We start from the raw sequence: 17,757 nt of genomic DNA on the forward strand, positions 1-17,757 counted from the left end.
GCATTTCGCTTTCACCTGATCACCTCTAGAGCATGATGCTCGAAGCTGTGAACGGTTTTCCGCGGGTCAAGCTCCAGCGTCTCTATCTGGTGGCGAATTCCGATCTGGTAAAGACGATCTAAAGTTAACCGACTTTCGGCATATTCAGGTGAACGTCAAGAACGGAATTGAATGGTAACCGTCGCGCATACAGGCATTTTTTCAGAGAGTAACATCCGGCGCGCCCGCCTCGGTTCAGGCCTTGTCATGTTCGCCTTCGTGGTCCTCCACCTGTCGAACCATGCACTCGGGCTCATTTCCGTCGCTGCTGCCGATGACGGCCGCCGGCTGTTTGTCGCCCTTTGGCGAAATCCGCTCGGCACGCTGATCTTCTACAGCGCGATCTTCACTCACATCGCGCTGGTGCTCCGCTCGCTATACATGCGCCGCAGCCTGGTCATGCCAAATGGTGAAATGGCCCAGATCGTGCTCGGCCTCGCCATCCCGCTGCTCTTGATCGATCATGTGATCGGAACCCGTATCGTCCATGAACTCTACAGCTATGCCGACAACTACGAAACGGTCGTTCGCCAGCTGTGGATACTCTCCTTCGGCAACGGCATCCGGCAGGCAGTCGCGCTTGTTGTCGTCTGGGTCCACGGCTGCATCGGCCTGCATTTCTGGCTGCGCTACCGGCCTTGGTACGACGGTCTTGCACCGTTGCTTCTGGCAATTGCGATCCTGCTGCCCGTGCTTTCGCTGCTCGGCTTCATCGAGATGGGCCGCACGATCGCCGAGCCGGACTATGAGGGTCTTGTCGACACCGGACGCTATCAGGAAAACCTCAATACCCGCTATTATTCCGACCCTCACGCCCAGCGGCAGATCGCGATGATACGCGCCGGGCTCTATGGCAGCTTTTCGCTGGCGCTTCTGTCCGTCATCGCCGCGCGCGGCCGCCGCAAGTGGAAGGAGCGCACGGACCAGATTGCCGTGCATTATCCGGGAGGCGAGACGATCAAGGTGCCGCGCGGTTTCACGGTGCTGGAGGCGAGCCGTCTCGGCGGGCTGCCACATTACTCGGTCTGCGGCGGCAAGGGACAGTGCTCCACCTGCCGCGTTCAGATCCTTAGCGATTACCAGCGCCTGCCGCAACCTGATCAACTGGAGCAGAAGACGCTCGAGCGCATCAATGCGTCGCCGGACGTACGTCTCGCCTGTCAGCTTCGCCCGGATCATGACATCACCGTCGCGCCGCTTCTGATCCCGACGACCGAACCGGCCCTTCCAGCCAACACACAGGAAGCAAGTCCTGGCCGGGAGCGTGAAATTGCCGTGCTTTTCTGCGATATTCGCAACTTCACGAGTTTGACGGAAACCCGGCTGCCCTTCGACATCGTTTTCCTGCTCAACCGCTATTTCGCCCTTGTCGGAAAGGCAGTGGAACAAGCCGGCGGAAGGATAGACAAGTTCATCGGCGATGGCGCCATGGCCCTTTTTGGCATCGGCACTTCGCCCGGCGAGGGCTGCCGCCAGGCGCTGAAGGCGGCCGAAACGATCACGTCGGAAATTGAAAAACTCGGCGCCGAACTCGCCGACGAACTGACGATACCGCTTCAGATTGCGATCGGCATTCATTTTGGACCAGCCGTCGTCGGCACGATGGGCTACGGCAGGGTGCGAAACCTCACCGCCGTCGGCGACACGGTAAACGTTGCAAGCCGGCTTGAAAGTGCCGCCAAGGAATTCGGTGCGGCGCTCGTCATTTCCGAGCCGGTGGCCAATCTGTCGGGCGCCGATATGGGCGGCATCGAAAGCCGTGACATCAGTGTGCGCGGCCGGGCGCTGCCTTTGAAAGTCTATGTGATCTACAAGCAACAGGCGGGTCGACCGCTCAATGGGAAAGCCTGATGGCCGCTGACGCGTTAAGATCAAAAAAATACTGGCGAAAGCGCCTGCGCAGAGCGCAAAATGCCGTGGCAAGCCGCTTCTTCGATACGCGCTTCGGCAGGCGCTTGCTCATCGAAAACATCGGGCCACGGGTCCTTTCCATGACCGTTGATGCCGGCGATCATCTGATGACATTTTCGCCATCCGACTATATCGGCCGCAAGGTCTTCCGCAAGGGGCATTTCGAGCGCGGGAACGTCGATCGGCTCCTGGCGGTGCTGCGCGAGCGCGGCCTTTTGCGAAAGGACGGCGTCCTGCTCGAGCTTGGCGGCAATATCGGCACGCAGACCGTCTATTTCGCGCTGAGCAACGCTTATTCGCGCATCGTCAGCGTCGAACCTGATCCTCGCAATTTCCGGCTGCTGCAAACCAACATTGGCCAGAATCGGCTGGGGGAGACGGTCACGCTCGTCAACTGCGCCGCGGGCGAGACTGCAGGGGAAATCGACTTCTTTCTCAACGCAACAAACCATGGAAAGAGCAGCGCCATCCGGCAGAGTTCATCGGACATCAAGGTGAGCGTCCCGGTAAGGCCGGTGAGCGACATCCTGAGCGAGACAGGTCTCAATGCGGACGACGTCAGCCTCGTCTGGATGGACATCGAAGGCTACGAACCTGTCGCCTGCCGCTCAATGGCTCCGCTGATGTCGCGGCGCGTGCCGCTCTACATGGAATTCACACCGATTTTCTACGGGCTCGAACAGACCCGTGATTTCGTAAGGATGCTTGCCGGCTGCTATGAGGATTGCATCGTCTTCTTCGAGGAGGGCGAGCAGGAAATGAAGGTTCGCGACCTGCCAGGCGGCATTGATCAGTACGACGTCCTCTTGCTGCCGTGATTCCTCGCTTGCGCATGCATGAAAACGGGTTGGTGGCCGACCAGCAAGGGCGGTCGAGCCGAGGCAAGCGTGGCGTTACGCATCTGGGCCCAAGGCACGGAAAACCTGCGCATCTCAGGCTTACTTCCGCCGGTAGACAAAATACCGTCCTTCCTTGACGCCGTCAGGAAGCGGCAGCGGCTCAAGCTCCGGCCAATCGAGCGGCAGACCGCTGACGGCGACGCCCCCACTTGTAAGAACGCCGGCCACCAGCTGCGGAAGCCAGGTCAGCGTTATTGCATCGATCTCGTCATGGCCCGTCCCAATATCGGCATGTGCAAGTGCTGCACCGATACCGATGAAGGCTTGGCCGCTTTCTCGGATATCGCCCGTCACCATGTCGTTGGCAGGCGGGGTCGAGGCCGAATAGGAATGCACCTCTCGATCGAATGCGATTATGCGGCGGGTCGGGAAATGCTCGCGTAAATGATCATAGGTCCGGCCATTTCCAAGGCCGAATTCCAAAACCGGGCCTTCGGTCTCCTTCACCAGGTCACGGATGGAATTGAGGATGTCGCGCTGAGCCGTCAAACGGCGGATGAAGCTGTCGAGGCGGCTCATCTATGTCCTTGTCCGTCATTTCTTTTTTGCAATCCGGTGCTATCACATGAAACCGCCCAAAGTCGACAACCGCAAATCAAAATGACCATTGCCGCGGCGACATGCGTCTGTGATAAGGTCGGATCATGAATGCCGTTCCGGATCAACAATTCTTCGCGACAGTGCCGGTCTTTACCGATTTCGAGGACGTGACCGATGCTGGAAACTACCGGCCACTGCCGGACGGCTGGATTTTGGCGCTCGCCGATATCGTCGGATCGACGCAGGCGATCGAAGCCGGACGCTACAAGGACGTCAACATGGCGGGCGCCTCTGTCATCTCTGCCGTGTTGAATGCCGTCAGCAAGGGCGATTATCCCTTCGTCTTCGGTGGCGACGGGGCACTCATTGCCCTGCCGGGATCGCTCGAAATGGTTGCGCGCGATGCGCTCGCAGCCGTGCAGATCTGGGCCGAAGAGGAGCTCGGCTTCATGTTGCGCGCCGCCATCGTGCCGCTCGCCGATATCCGCCGCGAAGGTCTCGACGTCCTGATCGCCCGTTATTCCGCAAGCCCCTACGTCAGCTACGCGATGTTCTCGGGAGGCGGCAACAGCTGGGCCGAACGACAGATGAAGGAGGGCAAATACGCCATTGCGCGCGCCGCGCCGGGCACCCGGCCGAACCTCGCCGGCCTCTCCTGCCGCTGGAACCCGATTGGATCGCGGCATGGAGAAATCGTCTCCATCATTGCCGTTCCCGGCGCAATGGGGCAAGGCGCGGAGTTTCAGCAACTGGTTACGGAAATCGTCGCGGTTGCCGCCGAGCAGGGCCGCGGCGGCCATCCGATACCCCCAGATGGTCCTAGGCTCTCGTTTTCGATGAAGGGCATCGACCGCGAAGTCAAGGTGACGGCACCGAAGGGAAAGCGCTTCCTGACCAAGCTCTTCATCGTGCTGCAGCTCGTCCTCCTTTCCGCGCTCTATAAGATCGGCCTGCCATTCGGCAAATTCGACGCCCGGCGCTACAAGGAGGATGTTGCCGGAAACTCGGATTTCCGCAAATTTGACGACGGGCTGAAAATGACGATCGATGTAGATGCCGCACGTCTCGATCGGATCGAAAAGCTGCTCGATCAAGCGCAAGCCGGCGGCATTGCCCGTTACGGCCTGCACCGGCAGAAATCGGCGCTCATGACCTGTTTCGTGCCGACGCCGCTCTTACGCGACCACATGCATTTCATAGATGGCGCAAACGGCGGTTATGCCGTTGCCGCCAGCAAGATCACCGGCAAGGCCGTTTCGGCGGCAAGCCTCACGCCTTGATGACGTGGCCCGCCGAAAGGCCGAGCCGTTTGAAGACGTTTCGCGTATCAACAATCAGCGGCGCGTTTTTGACGAGCATGGCGTAATCGACCTGGTCGTGATCGGTGGCGACCAGCACCGCGTCGAAATCCAAGAGAACCTTTGGCGCCAACGCCACGGATTTACGTCCTTTCAAGGCCTGATACTCGCGCGTCGGCGGAATTTCGGCCACAAAAGGATCGTGATAATCCGCCGTGCCGCCTCGTTCCTCAATGATCTCGATCAGGCGTAGCGACGGGCTCTCGCGGATATCTGCGACATTCTTCTTGTAGGCAAGACCGAGGACCAGAACCTTGCTTCGGCTGAGTGCCTTCCCGCAACGGATATCCAGTGCTTCTGCAAGCTTGCCAACGACATAGCGCGGCATCGCCGAATTGATCTCGCCTGCAAGTTCGATGAAGCGTGTCGGCAGTTCGTACTCGCGGGATTTCCATGTCAGATAGAACGGGTCGATCGGAATGCAGTGGCCGCCGAGCCCGGGCCCGGGATAGAACGGCATATAGCCGAACGGCTTGGTCTTTGCCGCGTCGATCACTTCCCAGACATCGATGCCCATCGCCGCATAGACGGTCTTCAGCTCGTTGACGAGTGCGATATTGACCGAGCGAAAGATGTTCTCAGTAAGTTTCACCGCTTCGGCCGTCGCGTTGGAAGAAACTGGAACTACGGTCTTCACCGCCGCGCCGTAAAAGGCTTTCATCAGCTCCAGCGCTTGCGCCCCGTCGCCAGCGACCACCTTCGGAATAGTCGCGGTGTGGTAGTGCTGGTTGCCGGGATCCTCGCGCTCTGGAGAAAAGCCGACGAAGAAATCCACGCCCGATTTCAGGCCCGTCTTTTCCAAGATGACCTTCACGACGTCGTCGGTGGTCCCGGGATAGGTCGTTGATTCCAGGACCACGAGCTGGCCGGCACGAAGATGCGCTGCGATGGAGCGCGACGTCGCTTCGACATAGGAAAGATCCGGGTCGCGATGCTTCGTAAGCGGCGTCGGCACGCAGATGACGATTACGTCGCAGGCCGCAAGGCCGGCAAAGTCCACCGTCGCTGAAAAGCGGCTCGCCTGCTTCTCGATGCTCAATGCCTCGTCGGCCACCGCGTCGATATAGGATTTGCTGGCATCGAGCGCCACGATCTTCTTCGGATCGACGTCGAAGCCAGTGACTTCAAAACCGCTGCGCGCAATTGCAATCGCCAGCGGCAGGCCGACATAGCCGAGCCCGATGACGCCCGCCCGGGCCGAGCGGTCTTTGATCTTTGCGGAGAGGTCGGCGAAAGAGGATGGGCTAGCCAAGACAGTTCTCTTCAATAAGAGGAAGTTAGGCCGTGAGATAATGCAAGATTGCCGAGATTGAAACCCGCCGTCTTCTAACGGCGATGTGAAGCAGGCGTGATCGCCATGCCCGCATCGGCCCGCTGGCAGGCAGGTCTTTCCGGTGTGACTAAAAAGACTCGCACGCTGCTCGAGATGATTGTCCAAGCGGAGAAAAATGCACCGATGCCATTGTCTCGCATTCCCGGGGCGCCTATTTAAATCAAATAAGTGAATGACGGAAAGGGCTGCCCGTCCTCCCGGTTTTGTGGGTTTGACAGGTACGTCTGCCGGTTCTTCGGCAGATCGTTGACACGATAATACCGCTCGTCCATCTTGAATTTCCGCCCTGCGCACGAAAGTGCCGCGGGCCGGTTTTCTATCGTCTTCAGGAACGGACGTGCTTTATGAGGATAGTACCGAGAATGAGCACGATCGAATCCAGCGTGTCCTCCATCCTTCTGGACCGCGTCGCCGAATGGCTGACAAACTCTTCGCTTGCCGGTGATGATCTTGAAAACATCGTTCGCGGGTTCTGCGAGCGGATTGCTGCCGCCGGTCTTCCGATCGCGCGCGTGCACCTGACCTTTTCGATGCTTCATCCGCTCTATGACGCCTTGGGCTTCACCTGGCGGCGTGCGAGCGGGGTCACGATCGAAGGCTATCGCCATTCCGTGGGCGCCAAGCCCGACCGTTTTCTCCAAAGCCCGTATTACTATCTTCTCGACAACAACCTGCAGCATATCCGCCGCCGGATCTCGCTTGATGGCCTTGCGGAATTCCCCATCTTCGAGGACCTGCGCGCCGAGAAGATCACCGACTATCTCGCCTTCGTGCAGCCCTTCGGCGACGGCTCCGTCCAGGGCATGATGGGCTCGTGGTCGACGGATAATCATTTTGGCTTTTCTGACGATATGATCGATGCGCTGCTACGCATGCAGAACCATCTGGCCGTTGCCGCCAAGATGGCCGTGCTCGGCAAGCTCGCAAACAACATGTTGACGACCTATCTCGGCGGCGACGCAGGCAAGCGCGTGCTGAACGGCCAGATCCGCCGCGGCGACGGAGAAACGATCCGGGCCGCCCTTGTCATGGGCGACATGCGCCAGTCGACAATGTATGCCGAAAAGGAAGGCCGGCAGGCCTATATCGACACGCTGAACGAGTTCTTCGACGCGATTGCAGCACCTTTCAACCGCAATGGCGGCGAGATCTTAAGCTTCCTCGGTGACGGCTTTCTCGCTGTCTACCCCTGCGGCCGTCACAAGGACCCGTCGAAAATCGCCTCGCAGGCGGCCCTTTCTGCCGTCCACCAGGCGCAGGCACGCGTTGTCGAACTCAACAACGAACGCGCCGAAAAAGGTCTTGGCGCGATCAATTACGGCATCGGACTGCATATCGGCAACGTGATGCTCGGGAATGTCGGGCTCAAGGACCGCCTGACGTTTTCGGCCTTCGGCTCGGCTGTCAACGAAGTCCAGCGCCTGCAGGCGCTGACGAAGAAGTACAATCGCGAGGTCGTCGCCAGCCAGGCGTTTGCGGGTTATTGCGGCGGTGAATGGACGACGCTTGGTGAAGAGAAGCTGCGCGGCATCCGCCAGAAGGTGACGATACTTCAGCCGCGCGCGTCCGCGCCGGCACGCGCCATCGACGGGAATTTCCGCGAAGTCGCCCCAAATGGCCTTTCCGAAGCCGAGCAGGTCATCCTCCTCCATCGCGATGCCAAGAAGCAGGCCAAGCGGACGACGGCCGAGGGCTTCGTTCAGTAAGCTGCGGCTGAAATGCTTGTTTTGCTTTTGTAAATCAGACGAAACCTGATCGGTTCCGCATGCCTTGTCATCAACTGGACACCCCGATTGCGGTACGATAGTGTGCCTTAACGGGAACACAAAAGAGACTGGGGAATATCGTTGGTATGGCGTCCGCGTCCGACTTATTGCGTATCGAAAATCTCGACGTCTCATTCTCAGTGTTCGGGGACAAGCTGCGCGTCGTAAAGAATGCTGAACTGCGCATTCTTCCGGGCAAGGTGACCGCACTTGTCGGCGAATCTGGCTCGGGTAAATCGGTCATCAGCCAGTCGATCATGGGCATCCTGCCGAACGCCGCAAAGGCGAGCGGCCGCATTCTCTTCACCGATCCGCTCAACGGCGAGACCACCGATATCCTGCAGTTCGGCCGCGACAGCGAGGAAATGCGGGATTTGCGCGGCAAGCGCATGGCGACGATCTTCCAGGAGCCGATGACGTCGCTCTCGCCGCTCCACACGATCGGCAACCAGATCAGCGAGGTGTTGCTGATCCACACGGATGCAAACAAGATCGAGGCACGCGAAAGAACCGAGGAAATGCTCGGCCTCGTCGGGTTTGCCAATCCGCACCGCACATACGAGATGTATCCGTTCGAGCTTTCAGGTGGCATGCGACAACGCGCGATGATTGCAATGGCGCTGATCTGCAGCCCCGCTCTGCTGATCGCCGACGAGCCGACCACAGCCCTCGACGTGACGATCCAGGCGCAAATTCTCGAGCTGCTGCGCGACCTCCAGCATAAGCTCGGCATGGCGATGCTGCTCATCACTCACGATCTCGGCGTCGTCGCCAACATGGCAGACGAGGTCGTCGTGATCTATCACGGCGAAATCATGGAAGCTGGACCCGTCAATTCGATATTTCGCGATCCGCAGCATCCATATCTCAAGGGCCTCATGGCTGCGGTGCCGCATTTTGACATGAAGCCGGGCGAGCGGCTGAAAGCACTGCGTGATGTTCCGGTCAATCTGGAATCGTTCCTCGGCAAGGAGCGAATGGTGGGTGCCAGCGGACCGGAGCTTTTGCTTTCGGTCAACAATCTCTCCAAGACGTTTGCGACGCGCAAGCGCAGTCTTTTCAGCAGAGGCGAAGCGGCAGTCATGCGGGCGGTCGATGACGTCAGTTTCGATATCCGACGCGGCGAGTGTCTGGGGCTCGTCGGCGAATCGGGCTGCGGCAAGACTACCGTCAGCAAGATCCTGATGCGCGCAATCACGCCCGATGGCGGCTCTGTGATCTTCAATGATGGCAAGGACGTGATCGACGTTCTTGCCGTCAAGGGCGATGATTTGCAGGCGCTGCGTACCAAGATCCAGATGGTGTTTCAGGATCCGGTTTCGTCGCTGTCGCCGCGCATGACGGTGCGCAACATCCTGAGCGAGCCGCTCGAAATCCACGATCGCGGGGACAATGCCGAACGCAAGCAGAAGGTCGAAGCGCTAATGGGCGCGATCGGCCTCGACCGGCGTTACCTGAGCCGCTATCCGCACAGCTTCTCGGGCGGCCAACGCCAGCGCATCGGTATTGCCCGGGCCCTGGCTCTTGGTCCCAAACTTATCATCCTGGACGAACCGGTCTCGGCCCTCGACGTTTCCGTGCAGGCGCAAATCCTCAATCTTCTCAAGGATCTGCAAAAAGAACTCGGCCTGACCTACCTCTTCATTTCGCACAATCTCGCCGTCGTCGACTATATGGCCGATCGCATCGCCGTGATGTGCAAGGGCCGCATCGTCGAAATCGCCCCGCGCGAGATCATCTTGCGCGATCCGGTGCATCCCTACACGAGATCGCTGCTTGCCGCCGTCCCCTTCCCCGATCTCGACCGGCCGCTCGATTTCGAAGCCTTGCAAAAAAATGGCGCCGCCGACAAACAGAACTGGGGCTTCACCTTTACCGCCGAACATGACGATGCGTCGGAGCTAGCTTACGCCGATCTCGGCAACGGTCATCTGGTACGCGCCCGCAAGGGTGCAGATGCAAAGGAACTGCGTGCATGGTAACGCGCCGAACCTTTCTCGGCGGTCTTCTTGGCGCAGCCGTCGGACCGGCTGCTGCACGTGATATGGGCGACCGCGATATAGAGCCTGAATTCCTGCGTGACCTCTTGATAGCAGATCGCATCCCGCCGATGCCCGAGCGATTGCCGAAGCATCCGCGCATCATCAACATGAAAGGGGCCGGTCTGACGCCCGGCGTCTACGGCGGTTCCGTGCGCACCATCATCGGCGCCGCCCGCGACATCCGCTACATGACCGTTTACGGCTATTCGCGCCTTGTCGGATATGACAAGCACCTGCGGTTCCAGGCCGATATTCTCGGCGGTTACACATCGGAAAACGATAGCATCTTCACCTTCCACCTGCGCGAGGGCCACAAGTGGTCCGATGGGCATCCCTTCACGGCCGACGATTTCCGTTACTGGTGGGAAGACGTTATTTCCGACAAATCCCTGACGCCCGGCGGCGGGGCGCTTGAGCTGCGCCCGCACGGCGTGCTTCCGCATTTCGAGGTGCTGGACGAAATCACCGTCCGCTACAGTTGGGATAAGCCCAACCCGAATTTCCTGCCGGCGCTTGCCGGCCCGTTGCCGCTCGTGATCTTCGGTCCAGCCCATTACCTCAAGCAGTTCCACAAGAAATACCAGGATGACTTCCGCCTTTCGGCCCTGATGCAGGAAAACCGGGTGAAGAAGTGGGTTGATCTGCATATCAAGATGTCGCGCGCCTCGCGTCCGGAAAATCCGCAGCTGCCGACGCTTGATCCGTGGCGCAACACGACAGCACCGCCAGCAGACCAATTCGTTTTCGTGCGCAATCCGTTCTTCCATCGCGTCGATGAAAACGGCATGCAACTGCCCTATATCGACCGCTTCATCCTGAACGTCAGCTCGTCTTCGATCATCGCGGCCAAAGCGGGTGCGGGGGAATCCGACCTGCAGGCGACCGGCATTGACTTCAACGACTATACCTTCCTCAAAGAGGCCGAGAAGCGTTTTCCGGTCAAGGTCAATCTGTGGAAACAGGCGCGCGGATCGCGGATCGCGCTGCTCCCGAACCTCAATTGCGCCGACGAAACCTGGCGCAAGCTCTTCCGCGACGTTCGCTTCCGCCGGGCGCTCTCACTCTCGATCGACCGGCACGAAATCAACATGGTCGCCTTCTACGGGCTCGGCAAGCCGAGCGCCGACACCGTTTTGCGAGACAGCCCGCTTTATAAGCAAGAATACGCCGACGCCTTCATTCAGTTCGATCCGGATGAAGCTAACCGCCTGCTTGACGAAATGGGTCTCCACGCGCGTGACGGCGAAGGCTTCCGTCTGCTGCCGGACGGACGGCGAGCCGAAATCACCGTCGAAACCGCCGGCGAAAGCACACTCGACACCGACGTGCTCGAACTCGTCCACGATCATTGGAAGAATATCGGGCTTGCGCTCTATACGCGAACGTCGCAGCGTGACGTTTTCCAGAGCCGCGCCATGAGCGGCACGATCTTGATGTCGACGTGGTTCGGCATCGAAAACGGCGTTCCGACCGCCGACATGGCGCCAAGCCAGCTGGCGCCGACCGTTGACGATCAACTGCAATGGCCGATCTGGGGCATGTACTATCTATCTGCCGGACAGGAGGGCAGCGCGCCCGACCTGCCTGAGGCGGCCGAGCTCGTCGACCTACTGAAACAGTGGGGTGCCACTGCCGACTTCCGCGAGCGCGAAGCGATCTGGCACAAGATGCTGTCGATCTATACCCAGCAGGTGTTTTCGATTGGGCTCATCAATGGCGCGCTGCAGCCGATCTTGCATTCTGCCAAGATGCAGAACGTGCCGGAGCGTGCCCTCTACGGCTTCGATCCAACGTCTTATCTCGGCATTTACATGCCGGATGCGTTCTGGCTGAAGGAGACGTGACGTGCTGAGATACATTCTATGGCGGATTGCCGCCATGGTCCCAACCCTGCTCGTGATCTCGGCGCTCGTCTTTACGATCATCGAGTTGCCGCCGGGCGATTTCTTCGAAAGCCAGATCGCCGAGTTGCGCGCGCAGGGCGAGAGCGCGAACCTGCAGGAAATCGAAGAGCTGCGGCAGCAATACGGTTTCGACAAACCGGCGATCGTCCGTTACTTTTATTGGGTCGGCGGCATGCTGCACGGCGATTTCGGCTATTCGTTCGAATACCAGCTGCCGGTTTCCGCAGTGGTCGGCGACCGCCTGTGGCTGACAATTCTCGTTTCCTTCACGACCATCCTGGTGACGTGGCTGATCGCTTTTCCGATCGGCATCTATTCCGCTACCCATCAGTATAGCTGGAGCGACTACGGCCTGACGTTTCTCGGGTTGCTCGGCATTGCCATTCCGAACTTCATGCTGGCACTCATCCTGATGTATTTCGCCAATATCTGGTTCGGCATCTCGATCGGTCATCTGATGGACCAGAAATATCTCTCCGAGCCCATGAGTTGGGAGAAGGCGCGATCGATCCTGTCGCACCTGTGGATCCCTGTCATCATCGTCGGCACGGCCGGTACCGCCGGCATGATCCGCCGCCTTCGTGCCAATCTGCTGGATGAGATGCAGAAGCAATATGTCACGACTGCGCGCGCCAAAGGTCTTCATCCGACCCGTGCGCTCATCAAGTATCCGCTGCGCATGGCGCTCAACTTCTTTGTCGCCGACATCGGTTCGATCCTGCCGTCGATCATCTCCGGCGCCGAGATTGTCGCAATCGTGCTGTCGCTCGAGACGACCGGCCCGATGCTGATCAAGGCTCTGCAGAGCCAGGACATGTATCTTGCCGGTTCGTTCCTGATGTTCCTTGCCTTCCTGAACGTCATAGGCGTGTTGATTTCCGATATCGCCCTCGGCTTCCTCGATCCACGCATCCGTCTGCAAGGCAGGAGCACCAAATAATGTCGCCCTTGCCACCGCCCGGCGCTCCCTTGCAGCATTATGTCTCGAACGCACCGTTCGATCCCATCGCCACGGAATCCATGACGGCTGCCAGTTCGCGTATTCACCTGGCTTCCCAAAAGCAGCTGATGTGGTGGAAGTTCAAGCAGCACCGTCTGGCGCTGGCTTCCGGCATTTTTTTGCTTGTCGTTTATCTGATGATACTGGTCATTGAATTTCTGGCGCCTTACGGCCTGCACACGCGCAATGTCGACTTCATCCATTCCCCGCCCCAGCCTGTGCATTTCTTCGACAAGGGCGAGTTCGTCGGTCCCTTCGTCTATGGCCGCACGATGCAGCTTGACCTTGATACGCTGCGGCGGGTCTACACCGACAATCCGAACGACGTTCAGCCAATCCGCTTCTTTTGCCGTGGCGATTCCTATAGGTTTTGGGGCATCGTTCAGTCCGATCTGCATCTCGTCTGCCCGTCACAAGCCGGCCAGATGTATCTGCTCGGCACCGATCGCCTCGGCCGCGACGTGCTGTCGCGCATCCTCTACGGCGCCCGGATCTCGTTGACGATCGGCCTGCTCGGTATCGCAATCAGCTTCGTGCTCGGCATCGTCATCGGCGGCCTTGCCGGCTATTGGGGCGGCGTCTTCGACCTGATCGTCCAACGGGTGATCGAGGTGCTGCAGTCGCTGCCGAGCCTACCGCTTTGGATGGCTCTTGCAGCCATCATGCCGGTGACGTGGAGCCCGATCGTCATCTATTTCGGCATTACCGTAATCCTTGGCATCATCGATTGGACCGGGCTTGCGCGTGCTGTGCGTTCCAAGCTTCTGGCGCTGCGCGAAGAAGATTATGTGCAGGCTGCCCAGCTGATGGGGGCAAGCACGCCCCGCGTCATCGCGCGCCACCTTGTTCCCGGCTTCATGTCGCATCTGATTGCCTCGGCGACGATCTCGATCCCAGGCATGATCCTCGGCGAAACGGCGCTTTCATTCCTGGGTCTTGGCCTTCGCCCGCCGATCACCAGCTGGGGTATCTTGCTCACCGAGGCCAAGAGCGTCAGCGTCATTGCCTTTTATCCGTGGCTGCTTTTCCCGATTATTCCAGTGGTTCTCGTCATTTTGGCCTTCAACTTTCTGGGAGATGGGTTGCGCGATGCAGCAGATCCCTACAAATAGCAGCAGACCTGGTGGAGCTTTGCCGCTCCGCCCTGTCCCCTCCGGAAGACTGGGGGCTTAACTATGTCGTTCGCCCCGAAGGAAGTACCCATGGCCAGGCGCGTGGAAGATGCTCGCATTTTGATGTACAGCCACGATACGTTCGGCCTCGGTCACCTGCGCCGCTGTCGGACAATTGCACATGCGCTCGTTGAGGATTATCGTGGTCTTAATGTACTGATCATTTCCGGCGCGACGATTGCCGGTGCGTTCGACTACCGGGCGCGTGTCGACTTCGTGAAGATCCCCAGCGTAATCAAGCTTCACAACGGCGAATATACTTCGATGGCGAGCCACATCGACCTTCACGAAACGCTGAAGATGCGCGAATCGAGCATCCGCCATACGGCGGAGACATTTCAACCCGACATCTTCATCGTCGACAAGGAGCCGATGGGCCTCAAAGGTGAGATCGAGGACACGCTTGCTTACCTGAAGGCACGGGGCACGACATTGGTGCTCGGTCTGCGCGAGATCATGGATGCGCCGCATCTGCTCGATGCCGAGTGGAAGAGGAACGGCATCATGCAGAAGATCGACCAGTATTACGACAGCGTCTGGGTCTACGGGCCGCCTGATTTCTACGATCCGCTGATCGGCCTCGATGTTCCCCACAGCGTGCGCCGGAAGATGGACTTCGTCGGCTTCCTGCAACGCAGCGTGTCGGTCGGCAAGACTTCGGTCAACGCGCGCCAGGACGATTACATCCTCGTCACCACCGGCGGGGGCGGCGATGGTTCCGACCTCGTACATGACGTGATGAACGCCTACGAGCATGATGCGACGCTTGAGCAGAAGGCGCTGGTCGTGCTCGGACCCTACATGCCGGCAGCCGAGCGCTCGAAGCTCGTCAGGAAAGGCGAAAAGATCCCCTATATCGAAGTGATCGAGTTCGACAACCACATGGAAGAACTCATGGTCGGCGCCACAGGCGTCGTTGCCATGGGCGGCTACAACACCTATTGCGAAATCCTGTCCTTCGACAAGCCGGCGCTCGTCGTGCCGCGGGTCAAGCCGCGGGAAGAGCAGCTGCTGCGTGCCCAGCGCGCCAGCGAACTCGGCCTGGTGGACGTGCTTCTGCCCGACCAGTCGGCCGATCCGGCCATCATGGCAGAGGCGCTGAAACGGCTGCCGCAACGCCTGCCACCATCAAAGAGCGGACGCGACATGCAACTTCAAGGGCTCGACCATATTTCGCAGACAGTCGGCCACTGGCTCGACAATCGCGGCAGCCATCTTGCCGTCGTCGGCGCAGAATAAAGATCACAGCCTTGCCGGAGCGTCGCAGGATTCTCGTCGTGCTGAAAGGCTATCCGCGCCTTTCCGAAACCTTCATTGCCCAAGAGCTGCTGGGGCTGGAAAAGGCAGGCTTCCATCTGACGCTGATTTCGATGAGGCGGCCGACCGACACGAAACGCCACCCGGTGCACGACGAGATCAAGGCGCGAGTCGTCTACCTGCCGGAATACCTGCACGAAGAGCCGCTGCGCGTCCTAAAGGGGCTGTTTGCAGGGTTTGGAAAGCCTGGTTTCATGGCGTTGATGAAACGCTTTCTGACCGATCTGCCACGCGATATGTCCCGCAACCGCTTGCGCCGCCTCGGCCAGGCACTCGTGCTTGCCCGCGAGTGGCCGGACAACGGCCAGTGGCTGCACGCACATTTCATCCATACACCTGCTTCTGTCACCGATTACGCAAGCATTCTCACAGGCGTGCCCTGGACCGTCTCAGCCCATGCGAAGGATATTTGGACGTCACCCGACTGGGAGCTTAACACCAAGCTTGGCACCGCACGCTGGGCGGTAACGTGCACGAGGAGCGGCTTTGAGCATATGCGAAGCCTGACGGGGCGGCCCGAGGCGGTGCACCTCAGCTATCACGGCCTTGATCTGGCCCGCTTCAGCCGTTTCGAAGGCCAGCACTCCAACCGCGATGGCAGCGATCCTTCCGACCCGGTTCTTCTGTTGAGCGTCGGCCGAGCCGTCGAAAAGAAGGGCTACGACGTACTGCTGCGCGCCCTCGCCCTGCTTCCGGAAAGCCTCAACTGGCGTTTCGAACACATCGGCGGCGGTGACGACCTGGCCAGATTGAAGGCGCTCGCTGCACAACTCGGGCTTACCGGCAGCATCACCTGGAAAGGCGCGATGGCGCAGGAGGAGGTGCTCGCCCATTACCGCAACGCCGACCTGTTTGCGCTTGCCTGCCGCATTGCAGCCAACGGCGATAGGGATGGATTGCCAAACGTGCTGGTCGAGGCGTCGAGCCAGCGGCTGATGTGCGTTTCGACCGATGTTTCAGGCGTGCCGGAACTGCTGACGAACGACGAGAACGGTCTCGTCGTTCCACAGGAAGATCCGATGGCGCTCGCCGGCGCGCTTGAGGCAGCAATGCGCGATCCAGCGCTGCGAAGACGCCTGGGCGAGGCGGCGGAAAAACGCGTGCGCGAGCATTTCGACTACCATTCCGGCATAAGGCAGCTGATAGATCTCTTCGAAGAGGAATGGCAACAACCCTCATGAGCGCAAACCGCATCCTCTTTTATGTCCAGCACCTGCTCGGCATCGGCCACATCGCGCGCGCAAGCCGCATTGCCGACGCATTGGTCAAGGACGGTTTTGACGTAACGGTCGCAACGGGCGGATTAGCGGTTCCAGGCTTTCCCGGCCCAGGAATAAAGACCCTGGCCTTGCCGCCGGTCGTTGCCAGCAATGCCGGCTTTTCGGGTCTTGCGGACGCCAACGGCAATGTCGCCAGCGACGGCTTTCTGTCAAGACGGCGCGACCTGCTGCTTGCCGCATTTCAGGAGGTGCGGCCGCATGCCGTCATCACCGAGGCCTTCCCTTTTGGCAGGCGTCAGATGCGCTTCGAACTGCTGCCGCTGCTCGATATGATCGGAGGGACGGATCCGAAGCCCAAGCTCTTCAGTTCGGTGCGCGACATCCTTCAGGAAAACCGCAAGCCGGGCCGGGACGAGGAAACCGTCGACCTGGTGAAACGACACTTCGACGCCGTCCTCGTCCACGGTGATTCGGATTTTGTGCGGCTTGAAGATACCTTTCCGCTGACGGCCGAAATCGCAGACAAGGTGCGATATACCGGTCTCGTTGCACCACCACCGGCGGACGCTCCGAGCGACCATTTCGACATCATTGCCTCAGCTGGTGGCGGGGCCGTTGGCCTGAAGCTCATCTGCGCGGCCCGCGACGCGGCGGCCATGCTGTCGGCAAGTCATCGCTGGCTGCTCGTCACCGGTCCCAATCTGCCGGAGGCGGATTTCATCGGGCTGAGCCGGGCCGCACCTGCCAACGTCACGCTTGCACGCTTCCGCAAGGACTTCCCCTCGCTGCTGCGCGGCGCCAAGGTCTCGATCTCGCAGGCAGGCTACAATACGGTCGGGGACCTGCTGCGAACGGATTGTCGTTCGATCCTCGTTCCCTTTGTCGCCGGCGGCGAAACGGAGCAGACGGTGCGGGCCGAGCGTTTGCAGGCACTGGGTCTTGCGACAGTTCTCCCCGAACAAGGGCTGAGCGCCGAGGATGTGGCAGCGGCAGTCGAAACAGTGCTTGCAGCACCCCCCAGAAAGGACGTCACACTCGATCTGACGGGTGCCGAGACAACTGCTTCGATCATCCGTTCGATGCTTGGTTGAATCGCTCGCCTATTATGAAAATCCTGTGATATAACTGACGCTCCGGCGAGAATCGGCATTCGACAGCAATCCGCTTCGCCTTGATTTCCTTACAATACCCCGGCGGTCCGGTTGCATGAATCTGATTTCGGCATCTCCCCTTACGAATGGCCTCCTATCCCGGCC

13 protein-coding genes are annotated in these 17,757 nt (G+C 59.6%); 11 read left to right on the top strand and 2 right to left on the bottom strand.

The genetic code is table 11. The annotated features are described in order from the left end of the window. The first annotated feature begins 171 nt into the window (after window positions 1-171). Together EV130_RS05705 and EV130_RS05710 are read left to right on the top strand one after the other, a co-directional pair. A complete protein-coding gene (locus EV130_RS05705) occupies window positions 172-1,890 on the top strand; it encodes an adenylate/guanylate cyclase domain-containing protein (protein WP_074064923.1) in 1,719 nt (572 codons plus the stop codon). Next, window positions 1,890-2,768: an FkbM family methyltransferase gene (locus EV130_RS05710; RefSeq protein WP_074064924.1), complete on the top strand. Its 879-nt coding sequence runs from the start codon at window positions 1,890-1,892 to the stop codon at window positions 2,766-2,768. The genes EV130_RS05705 and EV130_RS05710 overlap by 1 nt, the downstream gene beginning before the upstream one ends. 120 nt (window positions 2,769-2,888) lie before the next feature. On the opposite strand, the gene EV130_RS05715 is transcribed toward EV130_RS05710, so the two are convergent. Continuing rightward, entirely contained in the window at window positions 2,889-3,368 is a 480-nt protein-coding gene (locus EV130_RS05715) for a class I SAM-dependent methyltransferase (protein WP_074064925.1), read from the bottom strand. Between the two features lie 125 nt (window positions 3,369-3,493). Here EV130_RS05715 and EV130_RS05720 point away from each other — a divergent pair, with 125 nt between their 5' ends. Then, window positions 3,494-4,669, top strand: a complete 1,176-nt coding sequence (locus EV130_RS05720; protein ID WP_132551637.1) for a DUF3095 domain-containing protein — start codon at window positions 3,494-3,496, stop codon at window positions 4,667-4,669. On the opposite strand, the gene EV130_RS05725 is transcribed toward EV130_RS05720, so the two are convergent. Next, a complete protein-coding gene (locus EV130_RS05725; protein WP_281031776.1) occupies window positions 4,659-5,999 on the bottom strand; it encodes a nucleotide sugar dehydrogenase in 1,341 nt (446 codons plus the stop codon). The two genes, EV130_RS05720 and EV130_RS05725, sit on opposite strands and share 11 nt — an antisense overlap. 443 nt (window positions 6,000-6,442) lie before the next feature. Here EV130_RS05725 and EV130_RS05730 point away from each other — a divergent pair, with 443 nt between their 5' ends. The 8 genes from EV130_RS05730 (at window position 6,443) to EV130_RS05765 (ending at window position 17,592) form a co-directional block, all read left to right on the top strand. Further along, window positions 6,443-7,786: an adenylate/guanylate cyclase domain-containing protein gene (locus tag EV130_RS05730; RefSeq protein ID WP_074064928.1), complete on the top strand. Its 1,344-nt coding sequence runs from the start codon at window positions 6,443-6,445 to the stop codon at window positions 7,784-7,786. 146 nt (window positions 7,787-7,932) lie between these two features. Further along, the gene (locus EV130_RS05735) at window positions 7,933-9,828 is read left to right on the top strand and encodes an ABC transporter ATP-binding protein (RefSeq protein WP_074064929.1); all 1,896 of its coding nucleotides are present in this window, start codon (window positions 7,933-7,935) and stop codon (window positions 9,826-9,828) included. Beyond that, the gene (locus tag EV130_RS05740; RefSeq protein ID WP_132659554.1) at window positions 9,822-11,732 is read left to right on the top strand and encodes an ABC transporter substrate-binding protein; all 1,911 of its coding nucleotides are present in this window, start codon (window positions 9,822-9,824) and stop codon (window positions 11,730-11,732) included. The genes EV130_RS05735 and EV130_RS05740 overlap by 7 nt, the downstream gene beginning before the upstream one ends. Window position 11,733: 1 nt before the next feature. Next, window positions 11,734-12,732, top strand: coding sequence for an ABC transporter permease (locus EV130_RS05745; RefSeq protein WP_074064931.1), 999 nt, complete (start codon window positions 11,734-11,736; stop codon window positions 12,730-12,732). Further along, window positions 12,732-13,904, top strand: a complete 1,173-nt coding sequence (locus EV130_RS05750) for an ABC transporter permease (RefSeq protein ID WP_074064932.1) — start codon at window positions 12,732-12,734, stop codon at window positions 13,902-13,904. Before EV130_RS05745 ends, EV130_RS05750 begins: the two co-directional genes overlap by 1 nt. 90 nt (window positions 13,905-13,994) lie before the next feature. Beyond that, window positions 13,995-15,203 (top strand): glycosyltransferase family protein, encoded by a 1,209-nt coding sequence (locus EV130_RS05755; protein ID WP_132551643.1) that lies wholly within the window; start codon window positions 13,995-13,997, stop codon window positions 15,201-15,203. Window positions 15,204-15,214: 11 nt separating this feature from the next. Continuing rightward, on the top strand, window positions 15,215-16,462 hold the full coding sequence (locus EV130_RS05760; protein WP_132551645.1) for a glycosyltransferase family 4 protein: 1,248 nt from the start codon (window positions 15,215-15,217) through the stop codon (window positions 16,460-16,462). After that, complete coding sequence (locus tag EV130_RS05765) at window positions 16,444-17,592, top strand: glycosyltransferase family protein (protein WP_132659556.1); 1,149 nt, start codon at window positions 16,444-16,446, stop codon at window positions 17,590-17,592. Before EV130_RS05760 ends, EV130_RS05765 begins: the two co-directional genes overlap by 19 nt. Window positions 17,593-17,757 lie beyond the last annotated feature (165 nt).

Origin of the sequence: Rhizobium azibense, assembly GCF_004342325.1 — a bacterium.
GTDB classification, from domain to species: Bacteria; Pseudomonadota; Alphaproteobacteria; order Rhizobiales; family Rhizobiaceae; genus Rhizobium; species Rhizobium etli_B.